Annotated in this window: 19 protein-coding genes; 5 read left to right on the plus strand and 14 right to left on the minus strand. The window is 70.0% G+C overall.

What is annotated here, in order from left to right; translation table 11 throughout:
* Window positions 1-84: 84 nt before the first annotated feature.
* Both ACFSKW_RS02035 and ACFSKW_RS02040 read left to right on the plus strand, forming a co-directional pair.
* Window positions 85-672, plus strand: coding sequence for a class I SAM-dependent methyltransferase (locus ACFSKW_RS02035; protein WP_379568471.1), 588 nt, complete (start codon window positions 85-87; stop codon window positions 670-672).
* A 229-nt stretch (window positions 673-901) separates the two neighbouring features.
* Window positions 902-2083 carry an acyl-CoA dehydrogenase family protein gene (locus ACFSKW_RS02040; RefSeq protein ID WP_379568473.1) on the plus strand — a complete coding sequence of 394 codons (1182 nt, stop codon included), beginning with the start codon at window positions 902-904 and terminating at the stop codon, window positions 2081-2083.
* Between the two features lie 10 nt (window positions 2084-2093).
* Here ACFSKW_RS02040 and ACFSKW_RS02045 read toward each other — a convergent pair whose 3' ends face one another.
* Genes ACFSKW_RS02045 through ACFSKW_RS02055 form a run of 3 tightly spaced genes read right to left on the minus strand, consistent with a single transcriptional unit; the run spans window position 2094 to window position 4527 of the window.
* Window positions 2094-2885, minus strand: a complete 792-nt coding sequence (locus ACFSKW_RS02045; protein WP_379568475.1) for an enoyl-CoA hydratase/isomerase family protein — start codon at window positions 2883-2885, stop codon at window positions 2094-2096.
* Window positions 2882-3802: an alpha/beta hydrolase gene (locus tag ACFSKW_RS02050; protein ID WP_379568477.1), complete on the minus strand. Its 921-nt coding sequence runs from the start codon at window positions 3800-3802 to the stop codon at window positions 2882-2884. The genes ACFSKW_RS02045 and ACFSKW_RS02050 overlap by 4 nt, the downstream gene beginning before the upstream one ends.
* Window positions 3803-3837: 35 nt before the next feature.
* The gene (locus tag ACFSKW_RS02055) at window positions 3838-4527 is read right to left on the minus strand and encodes a gamma-glutamyl-gamma-aminobutyrate hydrolase family protein (protein WP_379568479.1); all 690 of its coding nucleotides are present in this window, start codon (window positions 4525-4527) and stop codon (window positions 3838-3840) included.
* 518 nt (window positions 4528-5045) lie between these two features.
* Between ACFSKW_RS02055 and ACFSKW_RS02060 the strand changes: the two genes are divergently transcribed.
* The gene (locus tag ACFSKW_RS02060; RefSeq protein ID WP_379568481.1) at window positions 5046-6164 is read left to right on the plus strand and encodes a globin domain-containing protein; all 1119 of its coding nucleotides are present in this window, start codon (window positions 5046-5048) and stop codon (window positions 6162-6164) included.
* 39 nt (window positions 6165-6203) lie between these two features.
* On the opposite strand, the gene ACFSKW_RS02065 is transcribed toward ACFSKW_RS02060, so the two are convergent.
* From ACFSKW_RS02065 to ACFSKW_RS02090, 6 genes are all read right to left on the minus strand, one after another.
* Window positions 6204-6995, minus strand: a complete 792-nt coding sequence (locus tag ACFSKW_RS02065; protein WP_379568483.1) for a helix-turn-helix domain-containing protein — start codon at window positions 6993-6995, stop codon at window positions 6204-6206.
* Between the two features lie 75 nt (window positions 6996-7070).
* On the minus strand, window positions 7071-8489 hold the full coding sequence (locus ACFSKW_RS02070) for a WS/DGAT/MGAT family O-acyltransferase (protein ID WP_379568485.1): 1419 nt from the start codon (window positions 8487-8489) through the stop codon (window positions 7071-7073).
* 84 nt (window positions 8490-8573) lie between these two features.
* Window positions 8574-8975, minus strand: a complete 402-nt coding sequence (locus ACFSKW_RS02075) for a hypothetical protein (protein WP_379568487.1) — start codon at window positions 8973-8975, stop codon at window positions 8574-8576.
* A gap of 100 nt (window positions 8976-9075) precedes the next feature.
* A complete protein-coding gene (locus ACFSKW_RS02080) occupies window positions 9076-9624 on the minus strand; it encodes a universal stress protein (protein ID WP_379568489.1) in 549 nt (182 codons plus the stop codon).
* Complete coding sequence (locus ACFSKW_RS02085) at window positions 9621-10340, minus strand: universal stress protein (RefSeq protein WP_379568491.1); 720 nt, start codon at window positions 10338-10340, stop codon at window positions 9621-9623. The genes ACFSKW_RS02080 and ACFSKW_RS02085 overlap by 4 nt, the downstream gene beginning before the upstream one ends.
* The gene (locus ACFSKW_RS02090; protein ID WP_379568493.1) at window positions 10318-10764 is read right to left on the minus strand and encodes a cation transporting ATPase C-terminal domain-containing protein; all 447 of its coding nucleotides are present in this window, start codon (window positions 10762-10764) and stop codon (window positions 10318-10320) included. Before ACFSKW_RS02090 ends, ACFSKW_RS02085 begins: the two co-directional genes overlap by 23 nt.
* A 329-nt stretch (window positions 10765-11093) precedes the next feature.
* Between ACFSKW_RS02090 and ACFSKW_RS02095 the strand changes: the two genes are divergently transcribed.
* Together ACFSKW_RS02095 and ACFSKW_RS02100 are read left to right on the plus strand one after the other, a co-directional pair.
* Window positions 11094-11777 carry a CBS domain-containing protein gene (locus tag ACFSKW_RS02095; protein ID WP_379568495.1) on the plus strand — a complete coding sequence of 228 codons (684 nt, stop codon included), beginning with the start codon at window positions 11094-11096 and terminating at the stop codon, window positions 11775-11777.
* 2 nt (window positions 11778-11779) lie between these two features.
* A complete protein-coding gene (locus ACFSKW_RS02100) occupies window positions 11780-12382 on the plus strand; it encodes a CBS domain-containing protein (RefSeq protein ID WP_379568497.1) in 603 nt (200 codons plus the stop codon).
* Between the two features lie 190 nt (window positions 12383-12572).
* Here the strand turns inward: ACFSKW_RS02100 and ACFSKW_RS02105 are convergent, their stop codons facing one another.
* The 5 genes from ACFSKW_RS02105 to ACFSKW_RS02125 all read right to left on the minus strand — a co-directional run bounded on the left by ACFSKW_RS02105 (window position 12573) and on the right by ACFSKW_RS02125 (window position 15699).
* Window positions 12573-13415, minus strand: coding sequence for a universal stress protein (locus tag ACFSKW_RS02105; protein WP_379568499.1), 843 nt, complete (start codon window positions 13413-13415; stop codon window positions 12573-12575).
* Between the two features lie 123 nt (window positions 13416-13538).
* Complete coding sequence (locus tag ACFSKW_RS02110) at window positions 13539-14132, minus strand: Rv1733c family protein (RefSeq protein ID WP_379568501.1); 594 nt, start codon at window positions 14130-14132, stop codon at window positions 13539-13541.
* Window positions 14133-14194: 62 nt separating this feature from the next.
* Window positions 14195-14395 carry a hypothetical protein gene (locus tag ACFSKW_RS02115; RefSeq protein ID WP_379568503.1) on the minus strand — a complete coding sequence of 67 codons (201 nt, stop codon included), beginning with the start codon at window positions 14393-14395 and terminating at the stop codon, window positions 14195-14197.
* A 2-nt stretch (window positions 14396-14397) separates the two neighbouring features.
* The gene (locus ACFSKW_RS02120; protein WP_379568505.1) at window positions 14398-15276 is read right to left on the minus strand and encodes a carboxylate-amine ligase; all 879 of its coding nucleotides are present in this window, start codon (window positions 15274-15276) and stop codon (window positions 14398-14400) included.
* Between the two features lie 153 nt (window positions 15277-15429).
* Window positions 15430-15699, minus strand: a complete 270-nt coding sequence (locus ACFSKW_RS02125; RefSeq protein WP_379568507.1) for a DUF1876 domain-containing protein — start codon at window positions 15697-15699, stop codon at window positions 15430-15432.
* Window positions 15700-15745: the final 46 nt, after the last annotated feature.

A 15745-nucleotide genomic window follows, 5' to 3' on the forward strand; every position in this document is an offset into this window, starting at 1 on the left:
GGAGGAGTTCGCATCCTCCAAGTGGCCGGACATCCGCCCGTAAGATGGAGGATGAGTCTTGACCCCGCACCGTAACGTTGTCACATGCCCAACGACACCACGTTGTTCCTCGGCCAGTTCATGCGCTCGCCCGGCACGATCGGCGCCCTGGCGCCGAGCTCCCGGCGGCTGGCCGAGACCGTCTGCACGCCCGTGCCCGAGCGCGGCGAGCCGACCGTGGTCGAGTTGGGTCCTGGCACCGGCCCTTTCACGGCGGAGATCCAGCGCAGGTTGAACGGGCGCGGCCACCATCTGGCGGTCGAGCTGAACCCGAAGCTCGCCACCTTGCTCGCCGACCGTTTCCCCCGGGTGGACGTGGCGCAGGACGACGCGGCGCGCCTGCCCGACCTGCTGCGCGAGCGCAATCTGGTCAGGGCCGACGTGGTGGTCAGCGGGTTGCCGTGGGCGGCCTTCCCCGAGGAGCTGCAGCGGCAGCTGCTCGGCGCGGTCACTTCCATCTTGTGCCCCTCCGGGGCTTTCACGACGTTCTCCTACGTGCACGCGATGCCGCTGGCCTCGGCGCGCCGCTTCCGGACGCTGCTCGGCGAGCGGTTCGAGGAGGTCGTCCTGGGTCGCACGGTCTGGCGCAACACCCCGCCGGCGTTTGTGCTGCACGCGCGCCGGCCGCGCTGACCGTCCTTTTTCTCCGCCGTACGGCTCTCTCCGCCGTACGGCGTTCTCTCTTCCTACGGCTTCGCACGGCCGAGGCCACCGTGGTCACCGGTGACCGCCCGTCCATCACGCGTGCTCCAGCGGGACTCCGGCCGGTCGCCGTCACGTCAGTGATCTCGGCCGTTTCGCTCTGTCGAAGGTACAGAACTTCGTTCTACGATTGCGCACGCAACGAGAATGGAGTGATCACGTGGACTTCACGCTTCCCGAGAGCGCGCTTGCCGTCCAGAAGGGCGTCGGGGACATCTGCGCACGCTACGACATGGACTACTGGCAGCGCTGCGAGGCCGACAAACGGTGGCCCGAGGAGGTGTGGGCGGAGCTGGCCAAAGGCGGGTGGCTCGGCCTGGCCGTACCCGAGGAGTTCGGGGGCGGCGGGCAGGGGCTGCTGGAGCTGGCGGTCGCGACCGAGACGCTGGCGGCCTCCGGAGCGGCGGGCGGATCGGCCTTCACCTACGTGCTCACGCCCGGCTTCGGGGCGCTGACCCTGGCCAGGCACGGCAACGAGCAGCAGCGCGCCGAACTGCTGCCCAAGCTGGCCACGGGCGAGATCGAGACGTGTTTCGCGCTGACCGAGCCCGACGCGGGCTCCAACTCGCTGGCGATCACGACCTCGGCCAGGCGCGACGGCGGCGACTACGTGATCAACGGGCAGAAGATCTGGATCACCGGCGTCCAGCGGGCCACCTGGATGATGCTGGTCACCAGGACGATCCCGGCGGCCGAGGCCAGGCCGCGCACCAACGGCATGACGGTGTTCCTGGTGAACGTGCCGGAGGCGGTGGCCGCCGGGCAGCTGTCGTTCCGGCCGATCCCCAAGATGGGCGCCAACACCACGCCGTCGAACATGGTCTTCTTCGACGACCTGCGGGTCCCGGCCTCCAGCGCGGTCGGCCAGATCGACCAGGGCGCCATCGTGCTGTGGGACATCCTCAACCCCGAGCGGATCCTGCTGGCGGCCTCCGCGCTGGGCGGTGCGGAGGTGGCGTTGCGGGTGGCGGTGAGCTACGCCAAGGAGCGGGAGGTGTTCGGGCGGCCGATCGGCTCGAACCAGGCGATCGCCTTCCCTCTCGCCCAGGTGAAGGCGAAGATCGAGCTGGCCAGGCTGATGCTGTACAAGGCGGCGTGGTCCTTCGACCGGCAGCTGCCGTGCGGCACCGAGGCCAACATCGCCAAGCTGACCGCGTCGCAGGCGGCATGGGAGGCGGCCGACGCGGCGTTCCAGACGCACGGGGGGATGGCCTACTCGCTGGAGTACCCGGTGGCGCGGCTGCTGACGGACGCGCGGATCGGCAAGGTGGCGCCGGTGACGGAGGAACTGCTGCTGAACTACCTGGCCACGCAGGTGCTGGGGCTGCCCAGAAGCTTCTGACCCGTGCGGGTCAGGAGAAGGAAGGGGGGCGCTTCTCGCGGAGCGCCCTGACGCCCTCCTGCACGTCGGGCCCGGAGAAGCCGAGGAACTCCATGGCGAGGGAGGCGTCGAACGTCGGCCCCGCCATGCGCAGCCAGTTGTTGAGCGAGTACTTGGTCAGCCTGATGGCCTCTTGCGAGCCCTCGGCCAGCCGTACGGCGATCTCCATGGCCTTGTCGTGGACCTCGGCGTCGTCGACGCAGACGCTCACCAGGCCCATCCGCTCGGCCTGCTCGCCGGTGACGGGCTCGCACAGCAGCAGGTGGTACTTGGCCTTGGCCATGCCGCACAGCAGCGGCCAGATGATCGCCGCGTGGTCGCCCGCCGCGACGCCGAGCCTGGTGTGCCCGTCGATGATGCGGGCAGTACGGCCGGCGACGGAGATGTCGGCCAGCAGCGCGACGGCCAGGCCCGCGCCCACCGCCGGGCCCTGGATGGCGCTGACCACCGGCTTGGAGCAGTTGAGCACGTTGTAGACGATGTCGCGGGCCTCGGTGAACACGCGCAGCCTGGTGGCGTGGTCGCGGGTCATCTCCTCGATCATCGACAGGTCCCCTCCGGCGGAGAAGGCCGCGCCCTCGCCCCTGACCAGGACGGCGCGCACCCCCTCGTCACGGTCGAGGTCGCGCCAGATCTCGGCCAGCTCGCGGTGGCCGGTCATGTCGACCGCGTTCAGCCTGCTCGGCTCGCTGATCGTGATCCGCAGGACGCCGTCGGCCGCCCAGTCGACCTTGAGCTTGTCGTAGCCGTCGAATCCGCTCACGACGCCAGCGCCGCCCTGAGCCTGTCCGCGACGAACGCGCGGGCCTCCTCCGCCTGGTCGAACCAGCCGGGCAGGCCGAAGAAGCCGTGCACCATGCCGGGATAGCGGCGCACCTCGACGCTCACGCCCTCGGCCGCCATGCGCGCGCCGTACGCCTCGCTCTCGTCGCGCAGCACGTCGTGCTCGGCGGTCACCACGGTCGCCGGCGCCAGGCCCGCGCAGGATTGCAGGCGCAGCGGGGACAGCCGCGGGTCGAGAGGGTCGGCCGCGGCGGCGTACCGCTCCACGAACCAGGCCATCTCCTCGGCGTCGAGCCCGTAGCCCTTGGCGTGGTCGCGGTAGCTGGCGGTGTCCATGGCCACGTCGGTGATCGGGTAGACGAGCACCTGGTGGGCCAGGGTGAGCCCGGCGTCGCGCGCCTGCCACGCGGCCACCGCGGCCAGGTTGCCGCCCGCGCTGTCGCCGATCACGGCGACGCGGCCGTTGCTCTGGTAGAAGGCGGGGCGGGCGAAGATGTCGCGCACCACGGTCCACGCGTCGTCGGCGGCGGCGGGAAAGGCGTGCTCGGGCGCGAGCCGGTAGTCGACCGAGACCACCACCGCGCCGGTCCTGACGGCAAGGTCCCTGCCGAGCGCGTCGTTGCGCCTGACGCTGCCGAACACCCAGCCGCCGCCGTGGAAGTAGACGATGACAGGCAGGGTGTGGTCGCCAGGATCGGCCCGGTAGACCCTGATCGGCACGTCGTCGGCCAGCGCGTCACGCACGAACGGCAGGCGCGTCAGCGGGCCGCGCCTGTCGGCCAGGCCGTCGGCGGCGCGCATCCGCTCGATCTCCGCCTGGCCCAGGCTCGCAGGGTCGAGGCCGAGGTCGGAGGGGTAGAGCTCCAGATAAGCCCTGGCCTGGGGATGCAAGCTCATGATCCGAGCTTACTCATGAGCCACCCCATTTCTCATCAGTATCGGGCGGCCTCCACGAGTGCCTCGAACAGTCGCATATCCTCGCCCCGCTCGGGGTGCCACTGGACGCCGACGCCGAACCTGTGCCCCTGCAACTCGATGCCCTCGACGATCTGGTCGTCGGCCCACGCGACCGCCAGCAGGCCGTTGCCGAGCCGCTTGACCGACTGGTGGTGCGGCGCGGTCACCTCGATCCGGTCGCCGAGCGCCTTGCCCAGTTTGCTGGAGACGCTCACCTGGATGACGTGCGGCCGGCCGTGCGCGGCGTGCCGTTCGTGGTCGAGGACGTCGGGCAGCCAGGGGATCAGCGTGCCGCCCTGGGCGACGTTCAGCACGTGCATGCCGCGCGCCACCGCGAGGATCGGCACGTCGGCCTGGACGGCTGCGCGGGCCAGCGCCAGCTCGAACCTGTCGCGGTGCGGCTGCGGCTCGGCCACCCTGTCGTCCTGGTCGGCCCCGTAGACGGAGCCGGCCACTTCGGCGCCTCCGGCCAGGACGATGCCGTTCAGGCCCCTCACGTAGGCGTCGATGGCGTGCAGGTTGAGCGGGGGCAGCAGGACGGGCGCGCCTCCCGCCCTTTCGACCGCCTTCGCGTAGGAGGGCGGCCCGAGGACGGCCTCCCTCACCCAGTCGCCCCAGCGGGCGGCCTCGAAGTAGGCGGTGATGCCGATCAGCGGTCGAGACATGCGCGCTCCAGAGGGCAAGCAGGAGGACGGGCGACCCACGTCGAAGATGGCGACCAGGTTCCTGGTCCATCATGGCGCACGCGATTTCGGTTATGTCACCTATCCCGGGTATCAGTGCTGTCACTTCCGGCGCACCCGATCACGGCGCCCGGTCCGCCCAGCCGGTTCGCCAGGCACGAGCGTCCGCTACCGCCTGGCCGGGGCGGGAGGCCCGGCGGCGCGGAAAGACGACTCCGCGAACGCGCCGACTTTTCACGAAGCGTGAATGCGATACGCATTCACTTTTCTCGCCCCCAATGTATCGACTCCTGGTTGCAGAAAATAACGGTACCGTTACGGATAGTTCAGATTCGCACCGTATTGAGGTGAAACGGTTGTGACTCCAGGGAGCCGGTGTAACACTCCGAAATGAGCGTATGGAGGAGCCGGGGCTGTCCAGACGCTCGCAACCCGGAGCCGTCAGGGAGGTGGAACGACAGACTGGAATAGCATTCTGGTCAAAGGGTGGGTCAAAAGGCATGTCGTTGAATCCGCGCCTCGTCAAGGAGAGTTTCTCCGTCATCGAACCCGTCGCCGACAAGGCGGCGGCCTATTTCTACGGCCGGCTGTTCGCGGAGAACCCGCACCTGCGAGGGATGTTCCCGCCAGCCATGGACGTCCAGCGCGACCGGCTCTTCAGCGCGCTGACCCGGATCGTGTGGAGCCTGGACAGTCCGGACAGCCTCGCCTCCTATCTGGGCCAGCTCGGCCGCGACCACCGCAAGTACGGCGTGATCGCCGAACACTACACCGCGGTGGGCAACGCCCTGCTGGCCACCGTCAGACGCTTCGCCGCCGACATCTGGACCGCCGAGATCGAGGCCGCCTGGGTGGCCGCGTACACGGCCGCGGCCAACCTCATGATCGACTCCGCCGACGCCGACTCGGGCGTCTCGCCCGCCTGGTGGCTGGCCGACGTCATCGACCACGAGCAGCGCACGGAAGACATCGCGGTCCTCACGCTCAAGCCCACGCAGCGCCTGCCGTACGTCGCGGGCCAGTACATCAATGTGCAGACCGCGCGCTGGCCGCGGGTCTGGCGCACCTTCTCCATCGCCAACGCGCCGCGCGAGGACAACACGATCAGGCTGCACGTGCGCGGGGTGGCGGGCGGCTGGGTCTCGACCACGCTGGTACGGCACACGCGGATCGGTGACACCATCATGCTCGGGCCGCCGATCGGCACGATGATCCCGCACGAGGCGGGCGGAAGGGACGTGCTGTGCGTGGCCGGCGGGACCGGGCTCGCACCGATCAAGGCGATCATCGACCACATCATCACCTCGGGCAGGCGGCCCAACATCCACCTGCTGTACGGCGCTCGGACCGCCGCCGAGCTGTACGACCTGCCCGACCTGATCCGCATGGAGTCGGGCTTCCCCTGGCTGCGGGTGCTGCCGGTGGTGTCGGACCAGCCGTCCTACGACGGGATGCGCGGGCACCTGCCCGAGGTGATGCAGCGCTTCCACTCGTGGGCCGAGCACGAGGTGTACGTGTGCGGGCCCCCCGCGATGGTGCACGAGACGGTGCTCAGACTGCAGACGGCCGGCGTCCCGGCGACCCGCATCCACCGCGACATCGCCCAGGGCGAGCACTGACCCCGGGCGTCGTCCCGGACGACCGGTGGGTCGCGGGCGTCAGCGGAAGACGGCGGCCGTCTCCTCGTCGTTCGGCCAGAACGTCTCGATCGCCAGCTCCGACACCGTCACGTCCACCGGCGTCCCGAAGGTCGCGATGGTCGTGAACATCGACAGGATCCTGTCACCGTGCCTGATCCGCAACGGCACCATGATGTCGGCGATCCCTGGGGCGTGCGCCACGTTCAGGTCCACGCCCGGATAGGTGTAGGCCGCCACCTCGTCGTGCAGCTCGGCCAGCCGCCCGTCACCCGAGGCCTCGGCCTGCCGCCTCAGCCGGTGCAGCAGGTGGGCCCGCACCTCGGCGAGGTTGACCAGCCGCCCGCCCATCGCCTCCGGGTGCAGCGACAGCCGCATCACGTTGATCGGCTCCTTCAGCAGTTCGGCCGGTGCGCCCTCCATGAACATCGCCGCCGCCGCGTTGGCCGCCACCAGGTCCCACGCCGCGTCCACGACCAGCGCGGGGTACGGCTCGTGCCCGGCCAGGATCTTGTCCAGCGCCTGCCGTACCACCTGCATCTCCGGCGCCCGCACCTCCCGCTCGGGGAAGACGGGGGCGAACCCGGCCGCCACGAGCAGCCTGTTGCGGTGGCGCAGCGGCACGTCCAGCTCCTCCGCCAGCCTCATCACCATGTCCCTGCTGGGCTTGGCCCTGCCCGTCTCCAGAAAGCTGATGTGCCGGGCCGACACCTCGGCCTCGATGCCCAGGTCGAGCTGGCTGACCCGACGCCGCTGGCGCCAGGACCGCAGCAGGTCACCAAATGTCTCGTCATGTACGGCAAGCGCTCCCATGCAGCGAACGCTAGCGGCAAAAGGGAATCATCACGATTACCTGGGACGTAATCGCGCCGCGCAGGCAGGAGGCGGTCATGGCGAGTGGGCTTCCGGCGCCGTGCCCCTGCCCTGACAGATCGTGAGCTCGTCCAACGCTTCGCGCAGGTAGTCGGCATAGGCCCACACGTCGGGCACCAGCCTCCCGCAGGCGGTGACCCCTATGCCGAGGCGACCGTCGTAGGAGAAGACCGTGATGTTCACGGCTCCGCTCACATCCGTGACCACCGACACCGGATGGTGTGCCAGCAGCCTGACCCCCGCGATGTACAGCGGAAACTGCGGCCCTGGGACGTTGGAAACGATCACATTGACAGGCGGGATCGTCCTGCCGACCACCTCGAACGCCGCTCGGTCCGCCAGTGCGTTGAGGGGGGCGGGCACGCTTTCGCTCAACTCCCTCAACCAGCTCGCCGACACCAGGTCGAACCGATCCTTGATCTGCCGCATCGCCTCGGCGACCAGTCTCAACCTCTCAGTAGCGTCGGCCACATGCGTCGGCAACCGGATCATCATGAGCGTCACCTGGTTGGCGAGCCGCTCGCCGTCCCTCCCCCGGAGGGAGAACGGCACGCCGGCGACCAACGGCACGTCTGGAAGCGCCTCATGCGCGAGCAGCCAGCGCCGCAGCGCTGAAGCCGACAGCGCGAGCACGACATCGTTCACCTTCACCCCCCGAGCGTCCTTGATCCGCTTGATCTCCTCCAGCGGCAGCTCGACGAAGGCGTAGCTCCGATGGGCCGACACCGCGCCGTTCAGCGGTGTGTGCGGAGCCGCGAAGTCCGGCAGGTCAGGCAGCGATCCGGGACGGACCAGCCTGGCCAGCCATCCGGCGGCAGGAAGCCGGGAGACGATGGGGAGCTGGTCGAGCGCAGGCGCCACCTCGGCCAGGAACTTCAGCAGGTGCACGGGATTGGCGGCGGCGTGTCGCGCACTCCTGGCGAGCATGTGCAGGAGATCCGGCGCGGTCTCGGGATCGTAGGTGACGGGGGCAGGTGCGGGGTCCATGACAGCGGCCAGGACCCGGGCGCCGGTCAGCCCGTCGGCGGCGGCGTGGTGCAGCTTGGTGTAGATCGCGGAGCGGCCCTGGGCCAGCCCGTGGATCAGGTACATCTCCCACAACGGGCGCCCGCGGTCCAGCCGCCGCTCGTGCAGCCGCGCCACCTGTTCACCCAGCCGCCTGTCGTCGCCGGGTGACGGGAGGGCGAGCTCACGCACGTGGTAGTCGAGGTCGAGTGCGGCGTCGTCGGCCCAGTAAGGGTGATCCAGGCCGAGCGGGACGGGTGCCAGCCGCTGCCTCAACTGCGGCGTCCCGGCCAGGCGGTCCTTCAGCCGGGCCAGGATCGCCTCTCTGGACAGGCTCGTCTCGAGGATCGCCAGCCCTCCGATGTTGGCGACGTTGGTGTCGGTCTCGAAGTTGAGGAACTGCGCGTCCAGGGCGCTCAACTGCCTCATACCCTCAGGTTTCACCCGCCCCTGGTCAGCGGTCCACTGTGACGCGTCGGGTTTCGGCCCAGGTAGGCCGAGCCGAGTGCCCGCCTACCTGGCCAAGCGGCGGACGGGCCGATCAACAGCAGGAACACGAGTCACCGCATGCCGCACCGTTGAGATCAGCCACAGCGCGACCGTGGCGGCGAAGAGCACCAGCAGCGCGGTTTCGCTGGCCGTGACGAGTGCGATCACGCTGGACAGCAGAGCCGCGATTCCCAACGTGCACGCCAGGACGATGTAGAGGAGCGTGGCGGGCGAGCGTGGCCTCGTGTAGAGGTCTCCTCTGCTCATCTCGCACCCCGCGACCGTCCCGAGCATCACGATCACGCTGGTGGTTCCGCCCACATGGTGGATGACAGGCAGGTCGGCTCCGGCGACGAACAGGGCGTAGACCACCACGATCGCGCACACCAGCGTCGTGGCCACGGCGTCCTTCCAGGTCAGTCTCATCCTGCCCACCTCCTTGTCCACGACAAGCGTTCCAAGCCCCGTCGCGTGGACGGCAGAGCCACAAGACCCTTCCTGCCGGAGGCGTTGGACCGTCGCCGTATCACAGGCACGTGCCGTGGAGCCTCGAAGCAGCGGGCTCGGAGCGTGCTGCCGTCTCCAGCGGCACGACGGGCACCATGACCACCGGACATGGCGGCCATCGCAGGCAGGCGAGCACCGTCGCGCCGAGCCTGCCGTCGCCCGCCATCTGCGCCCGAGCCCCCAGGACCAGCAGGTCCGCGCCCTCGGCAGCCGCCAGCAGCGCCTCCGCAGGGCGGCCTTCGACCAGACGCCTCTCCACTGCCGACCACGGGCACACGCGGGACGCGATGGCCGCCATCCGGTCGAGAAGAGCTCTCCCTTCGTCTCGCGCCCACTCCGGCCCGACCCACACGGACGCGGGCGCGTAGGGCGCCCGATACGGCGACGGGCTCTCCCATGCGTGCACGATCACCAAGGCCGCCTGCCGCCGCGCGGCCTCCTCCGCGGCCCAGGTCAGCGCATCCCGTGCCGCAGCGGAGCCGTCCACGCCGACCACGACACACCTGGTGCCGGCGTCGTCGGTGGCCGGGAGCGATTCGCGGTCCTTGAGCGTGGATCCGCGGCTCATGGCGTGACCTCCCGTGACAGCGGGACGACGGCGACGGGGCAGCGGGCCTCGCGCAGCAGCGCGTCGGCGAGGCGACCGAGGTGGCCGTGCCGGGGACGGCCCGCCACCAGCAGGCTGGCATTCTGCGGTACCTCGGTTCCGGCCTTCGCCGGGACGTCCGGGTATCGGCCACTCCAGTTCTCGGGAAGCGGCGCGAGCGTGAGAAGGGGCAGCCGCTGCTGAGACGCCTCCTTGAAGGCGAACTCCAGCACGGCCTCCTCCATCTCGGTCACGACGACAGGGCCGGGATGTGCCGGTGAGGGCAGCGGTCCCGCTCCGCGGACGACGACGACGGGGCAGCTCGCGAGCGTCGCGACCTGCGTCGCCACCGAGCCGAGCACGGCGAGCGGAAGCCCACCCATGCCGCGCGAGCCGACGACGACCAGCTCGGCCTGCTCTGACAAGGTCACGAGCCGCTCGACGGCCGAACCCTCGTACAGGTCGGTCTCGACCTTGCCGACCGAGCCGGCGTGCCGGGCACATTCGGCACCGTGCCACAGCACGTGGTCAGCGGCCTTGCGCAGGTGAGACTTGGCTTCCTCGTCGGCCTCTCCGTACGGCCACTGCCAGGCGTGCACGACGGTGAGTGGCAGCTTGCGAAGCTCAGCCTCGTCCATGGCCCAGTCCAGAGCCTGCATCGAATAGTCGGAGCCGTCATATCCCACGATGACGTTCATGGCGGTGCCTCCAGGTCTTGTGAGTGGTGTCCGCGAGGATCACGGCGGGTATGGCGAGGCTCGCCAGCGCCCAGCCGGCCGGGGTGGGGAAGGAGCCGCCGAGCAGCCCGGCGAGCGGGGCCAGGCCGACGAACAGCAGGAGCACACCGACCTCGAAGGCGACAGCGGCGATCAGCAGCGGGTTGCCGAGCAGGCCTATCCGGCCGATCCGGCGGGACTCGCTGCGGCAGGCCCACGCGTTGGCGAACTGGCCGAGCACCACGGCGGCGAAGGCCGTGCCGGAGGCCGTGGCCAGCAGGCGCGACAGCAGGACCGCTGCCGATGTGTGCGAGGCCTTGGGCAGGACGTTCGGCCCCTCGACGGCCAACCTCTCGGCGGCCTCGCCGGCGCTGAGCCCCGGCCTGGTCGTGGACACCCGCGTCATACCTGCCAGGCTCGCTGCCGCCCAGCCCGAGGGATAGGGACCTTCGCCCTCTGCTCGGGGGTCCTACGGCACTCCCCATCCACCTCCGTTCTGGGGAGCGTGGGAAGCGGGAGGTGTGCCATGTTCGCTCCGCTCGGACGGCCCCGTGTGCCGCGCCCCGCGACAGGAGAGGTTCAGCATGACTGACGGCTGTGACGTGCTGCTGCGTGACGGCGACATCGCCCATGTGCGGCCTCTCGCGCCCACCGACCGGCAGGCGCTGCACGAGCTGGTCGACAGGTGCTCCGAGCGCTCGGCCTACCTGCGAGAACCGAAGGAGGACACACATCATGCGCACCAGAGTGGAAGATGTCATGACCCGCCAGGTCATCTCCGTCGACTTCGACACCCCGTTCAAGGACGTCGCCGAGACCCTCATCCAGCACGGCATCAGCGCCGTGCCCGTCGTGGACGCCGACGGCCGGGTCGCCGGGGTGATCTCCGAGGCGGACCTGCTCCGCAAGGAGGAGTTCCGCGAGCTGTTCTACCGCGAGGGCTACCGTCCCCCGCTGCGGGTCAGACGGCGCCATCGCGACGCCGAGCGCAAGGCGACGGGAGACACCGCCTACGAGCTGATGAGCGCGCCCGCCGTGTCGATCTCCAGAGAGGCCACGGTCGTCGCGGCCGCACGGCTGATGGATGAGCACGACCTGAAGCGGCTGGTCGTCCGTGACGACGACGGCTGCCTGGTCGGCATCGTCAGCAGACGCGACCTGCTGAGAACCTTCGTCAGGGATGATGAGGAGATCGCCAAGGACGTACGGGAGGACGTCTTCGAACGCGCCCTGTGGAACGATCCTTCACAGGTCACGGTCACCGTCGACCACGGGATCGTCACGCTGAACGGGCACATGGACCGGCGCAGCTCGGCCGCGATCGCGGCCAGGATGACCCAGCGTGTCAACGGCGTCGTCGACGTGGTCGACAACCTGACCTGGGACGAGGACGACACACCCGTCTGGGACGGGCGCTAGTCATGCTCGTCCGAGAAGTGATGACCAGCCCCGTGGTCACGGTCCGCAGGACCGACCCGGTACGGCAGGCCGTCCGCCTGCTCCACCACCACGACGTCACCGCGGCTCCCGTGGTCGACGACACCGGCCGGGTGATCGGCATCGTGAGCGAGCTGGACCTGCTGCGCGGCGAGTTCGAGCCCGACCCCCGCGCACGACTGCGTCCGGTGAACGGGCTGGACGAGCCGCCGCCGCCGACCGTCGGCGAGGTGATGAGCGGCAAGGTGATCACCTTGACGGAGACCACCGACGTCACCACCGCCATCGAGCTCATGGTCGGCCTGCGGGTCAAGAGCCTGCCGGTGATCCGAGGGGACGCGCTGGTCGGAATCGTCAGCAGGCGCGACCTGACGGCGATGCTCGCCCGTCCCGACTCCAGCCTGCGCGACGACGTGCTCGCGGCGTTGCGCGAGCAGTACCCCGGCCTCGAGGTGACCGTCCACGACGGGATCGCCGAGCTGACCGGACCCGCCGATGACGTCGCCGACGTGATCACCAGAACAGTCCCCGGCATCGTCCGGGTCACTGCGGCATCGAACGGGCAGCCCGCGAAAGGCGACAGGTGAGGAGACCGCACGCGAACTGATGACCTCGCCCGCGGTCGTCACCACGCCTGAACCGTGCGCGCCGCCGAGAGCGTTGACGGCGTCGTCGCCGTCAACGATCAGCTGACGTGGAGGCGCAACGACGTCGCAGCCGACCTGCCGATCTGGGGCGGCGCCTGACGCGTCCATCGTCCCCGCGACATCCCGACGGTCATGACGCCTCCTTGCGCGGGCGGACCACCGCGACGGGACAGTGGGCGTGGTGCAGCACCCCGTGGCTGACGGAGCCGAGCACGGCGGAGGCGAACCCGCCCATTCCCCGGGATCCGACCACGAGCAGGGCGGCGGTCTTGGAGGCGTCGACCAACGCGGCGACCGGGTGCTCGCACACGAACGACTCCTTGACCTCGATGTGACCGTGCTCGTCACGCCACCGGGCCAGCCGCTCACGCGCGATGCCCGACGCGTCGTCGGCCGCCCGAGCCATGATCTCGCCGGAGCCGGCCGCATGCGGCCCGGCCACCGGCATCTGCCACGCATAGACGGTGTGCAGCCGAACACCTCGCGCCAACGCCTGCTCAAGCGCGTAGTCCAGAGCCGCCTCGGAGTGCTCCGACCCGTCGAAGCCCGCCACGACCTCCCCGCGCTCCGGCCTCTCCGGCTCGCGCACGATGACGACCGGCGCCTCCGCGTGCCCGGCGACCGCCAGCCCGACCGAGCCCAGCAGCAGAGCGCCGAACCCACCGAGCCCTCGACTGCCCAGCACGACGGAGTCGGCGGTGGCGGACTCCCGCACGAGCGTCTCGACGACGTGCCCGGGCAGCAGCTCTGTCGTCATCTCCACACCGGGACCGGAGAGGCGGGCATGGTCGGCGGCCGCCGCCAGCGCTCCCTCGCAGTACCCCCTCTCCTCCGGAACGCCCCAGCGCTCGCATACGTGGACGATTCTCAGTGCCAGCCCCCTACGGGCGGCATCGGCCGCGGCCCATTCGACCGCCTTCGTCGCCGGCTCGGATCCGTCTGTCCCCACGACGATCGAACTCAGGTCAGGCATGGCAGCCTCCTCTTCTCCTTCCTCCAGCTTCTCGATCTGGCCACAGGGTGGTACGAGTCGGAGGTCCCGAATTCGAAGGACCTTCGGCCCGAGCGACCCGTGCCCTCACGGAGATCGTCCAGCCTATGACTGATGTGGACGGCGCCAGCGGGCGTTCGCCTGCGCCCAGGCGCGGTCCCAGTCGGCGTACCGTCGCCGGTCCAGCGCCCGCCTGAACCCCAGAAGGCACCCGTACAGCACCCATGCCGCGCCCATCACGACGAGGACGGCCGTGCTGATGGATGTGAAGCCGATCGTGCCGGGTGTGGGCGGGGGCGTGGTCAGTTCACCGGCGCCGTCGATCCACACCCTCACCGTGGAACCCTTGCCGGCGGCCTTCTGGAGCGCAACCGTTCCGGTGCGCTGCTCCCCCTCGGGCGTCACCCATCGCACGGCGACCCGCTTGCCTGGCGAGGCTCCGCGCCCGAGCGACAGCGGTATGGCGAGCGCGTCCTCCAGCAGCGTCGCCAAGACATGGTGCCGTTCGGCCGCGTCCTTGCGCTCCTGTTCGGAGACGTGCTCGGCCACGAGGACGGCAGGCCAGACGCTCAGGACGAGCAGGATGGCCGTCACGGCCAGGGCGGCCGCCTCCAGCCGGTCGGAAGGCCGCCTCAGCGCGTTGTCGTCCGGCCGGTACCGGCGGACACGACACATGATCCAGGCGATCGCGGCTTTCATGACACACCTCCTGCCGGCCCGCAGGGGATCGGGTCAACGGCGTCGACGGATCGTGACCCGTCTCAGACCACGTATTCGCTTCTGGACGGGGCGGGAACGGCCGAGCCGAGAGTGGCGTCGGCCATGAGCTTCGCGAACTCCTGCAGGCTGCTGGAGCGGTTCCACAGCACCCGCTGCCGCTCGGCGCCGGTGCCGCGCTGGACGAACTCGGCCAGACGTGTGGAGACCGGCTCGGCCAGGGCGATGCGGTCCGGAGGCGCCACGGTCAGCCCACCCGGTCCATACCGCGCGGCGGCGCGCAGAGCAGCCGCGACGGGTGGTCAGGAAGCGGCGTGACAGGCGTGCCGGCCCGGACGTCCTCCATGGCGGTGGCCACCATCGCTCGCACCAGCGCGGCGACGAGAACGGTGTCATCGGCGCTGAGGCAGGTGTCCATGACGCGTACCTCGACGGTCGGGTAGCGCGGCGACAGCCGGGCGTAGAAGTAGACCGAGCGTTCGTCCAGGATCTTGCCTGACCTGATCAGCGCGCGCACCTCCGCGTCGTAGTCCTCGACACTGGGCCAGGCCCGGGGCGCAGTCGCCGACGGCCACCGCGACCAGCGGCGATATCGCCAGCTGGCCCAGGAGGTGTCCCGGTGGTCGGCGATGGGAGAGTTGGCGCTGATGGCGAGCAAGGTCGCCAGCCATGGTCGCAGCCGTCCGATCACCTGCAGGCCCATCTCTCTCGAGGGGATGCCGATGTGGACGTGGCATCCGCAGGTGCCGGTCGTGGCCACCAGCCTCGGAAAACGCCTTGCCAGCTCCCGATAGCGCGGATGGTCGGTGAGCGGCGCCAGTCCCGGAAGACATCCGGGTGCGACCCCTGAGGCCACCAGGTGGCAGCCGAGCCGCTCCGCGGCCTCCGCCGCGATCTCCCGGCGCTGGGCGACCTCACGCGCCACCTGCTCCAGCGACGCGCAGACGCCGGTGACGGTCTCGAGCTGGTAGCGCATCGCCTCGGGTTTGATGCCGGCGTGACCCTCAAGGTCGGCCGGCAGCTGCGACGCCACGGGCGCGAGCGCACCGGTGTCCGAGTCGAGAAGGATGAACTCCTCCTCCACCCCCATCGTGAGCGGGAACGTCCCGCGATCCGTCACTGTCATGGCTCCAGCATCGGAGCCGGGATCACCCGGCGCAGGAGGCTTTGGTCCCGGATCGGGCGTCGATGGGCCCGAGCCGGTCGCCTGCCGAGAGCAGGGGAAGCAGCGCTCCGGCCGGGCCATGACGCCGCCCCTTCGGGCGCGGAACGCCTCCGCTCACCAAGACCACTTGGGCGTCGGGGCCTCGACGAAGCGGTCGATGTCGTGCTGCGTGACGACGGCGAGCTTGTCGGCGAGATCGGCGAGTGCGCGTGAGGCGGCCAGCTCGTCGCCTATCTCCGCGATCGCCTGATCAGCCGGGTTGCGATGTGCCCGCCCGGTTCCTGACAGGCTCATGCCGTCCCTCGTGATGAGTACGGCCTTGGCCGAGGTGTCGTCTCCGTCCTCATCGATGTAGATCTGTACGGTCCACTGCTTGGCTTCCATGACGACCTTCCTTGCACAGGCGTCGACTCTTCACGACGGATGCCTC

Origin of the sequence: Nonomuraea mangrovi (assembly GCF_042681425.1) — a bacterium.
Classification (GTDB): Bacteria; Actinomycetota; Actinomycetes; order Streptosporangiales; family Streptosporangiaceae; genus Nonomuraea; species Nonomuraea mangrovi.

Coding starts and splice junctions, on each gene's coding strand:
- ACFSKW_RS02085 (WP_379568491.1), bottom strand. CDS start 10,340: ATGAACGTCATCGTGGGATATGACGGCTCCGACTATTCGATGCAGGCT.
- ACFSKW_RS02050 (WP_379568477.1), bottom strand. CDS start 3,802: ATGAGCTTGCATCCCCAGGCCAGGGCTTATCTGGAGCTCTACCCCTCC.
- ACFSKW_RS02065 (WP_379568483.1), bottom strand. CDS start 6,995: ATGGGAGCGCTTGCCGTACATGACGAGACATTTGGTGACCTGCTGCGG.
- ACFSKW_RS02055 (WP_379568479.1), bottom strand. CDS start 4,527: ATGTCTCGACCGCTGATCGGCATCACCGCCTACTTCGAGGCCGCCCGC.
- ACFSKW_RS02120 (WP_379568505.1), bottom strand. CDS start 15,276: ATGACAGTGACGGATCGCGGGACGTTCCCGCTCACGATGGGGGTGGAG.
- ACFSKW_RS02110 (WP_379568501.1), bottom strand. CDS start 14,132: ATGAAAGCCGCGATCGCCTGGATCATGTGTCGTGTCCGCCGGTACCGG.
- ACFSKW_RS02035 (WP_379568471.1), top strand. CDS start 85: ATGCCCAACGACACCACGTTGTTCCTCGGCCAGTTCATGCGCTCGCCC.
- ACFSKW_RS02060 (WP_379568481.1), top strand. CDS start 5,046: ATGTCGTTGAATCCGCGCCTCGTCAAGGAGAGTTTCTCCGTCATCGAA.
- ACFSKW_RS02075 (WP_379568487.1), bottom strand. CDS start 8,975: ATGAGACTGACCTGGAAGGACGCCGTGGCCACGACGCTGGTGTGCGCG.
- ACFSKW_RS02100 (WP_379568497.1), top strand. CDS start 11,780: ATGCTCGTCCGAGAAGTGATGACCAGCCCCGTGGTCACGGTCCGCAGG.
- ACFSKW_RS02095 (WP_379568495.1), top strand. CDS start 11,094: ATGCGCACCAGAGTGGAAGATGTCATGACCCGCCAGGTCATCTCCGTC.
- ACFSKW_RS02070 (WP_379568485.1), bottom strand. CDS start 8,489: ATGAGGCAGTTGAGCGCCCTGGACGCGCAGTTCCTCAACTTCGAGACC.
- ACFSKW_RS02080 (WP_379568489.1), bottom strand. CDS start 9,624: ATGAGCCGCGGATCCACGCTCAAGGACCGCGAATCGCTCCCGGCCACC.
- ACFSKW_RS02090 (WP_379568493.1), bottom strand. CDS start 10,764: ATGACGCGGGTGTCCACGACCAGGCCGGGGCTCAGCGCCGGCGAGGCC.
- ACFSKW_RS02105 (WP_379568499.1), bottom strand. CDS start 13,415: ATGCCTGACCTGAGTTCGATCGTCGTGGGGACAGACGGATCCGAGCCG.
- ACFSKW_RS02125 (WP_379568507.1), bottom strand. CDS start 15,699: ATGGAAGCCAAGCAGTGGACCGTACAGATCTACATCGATGAGGACGGA.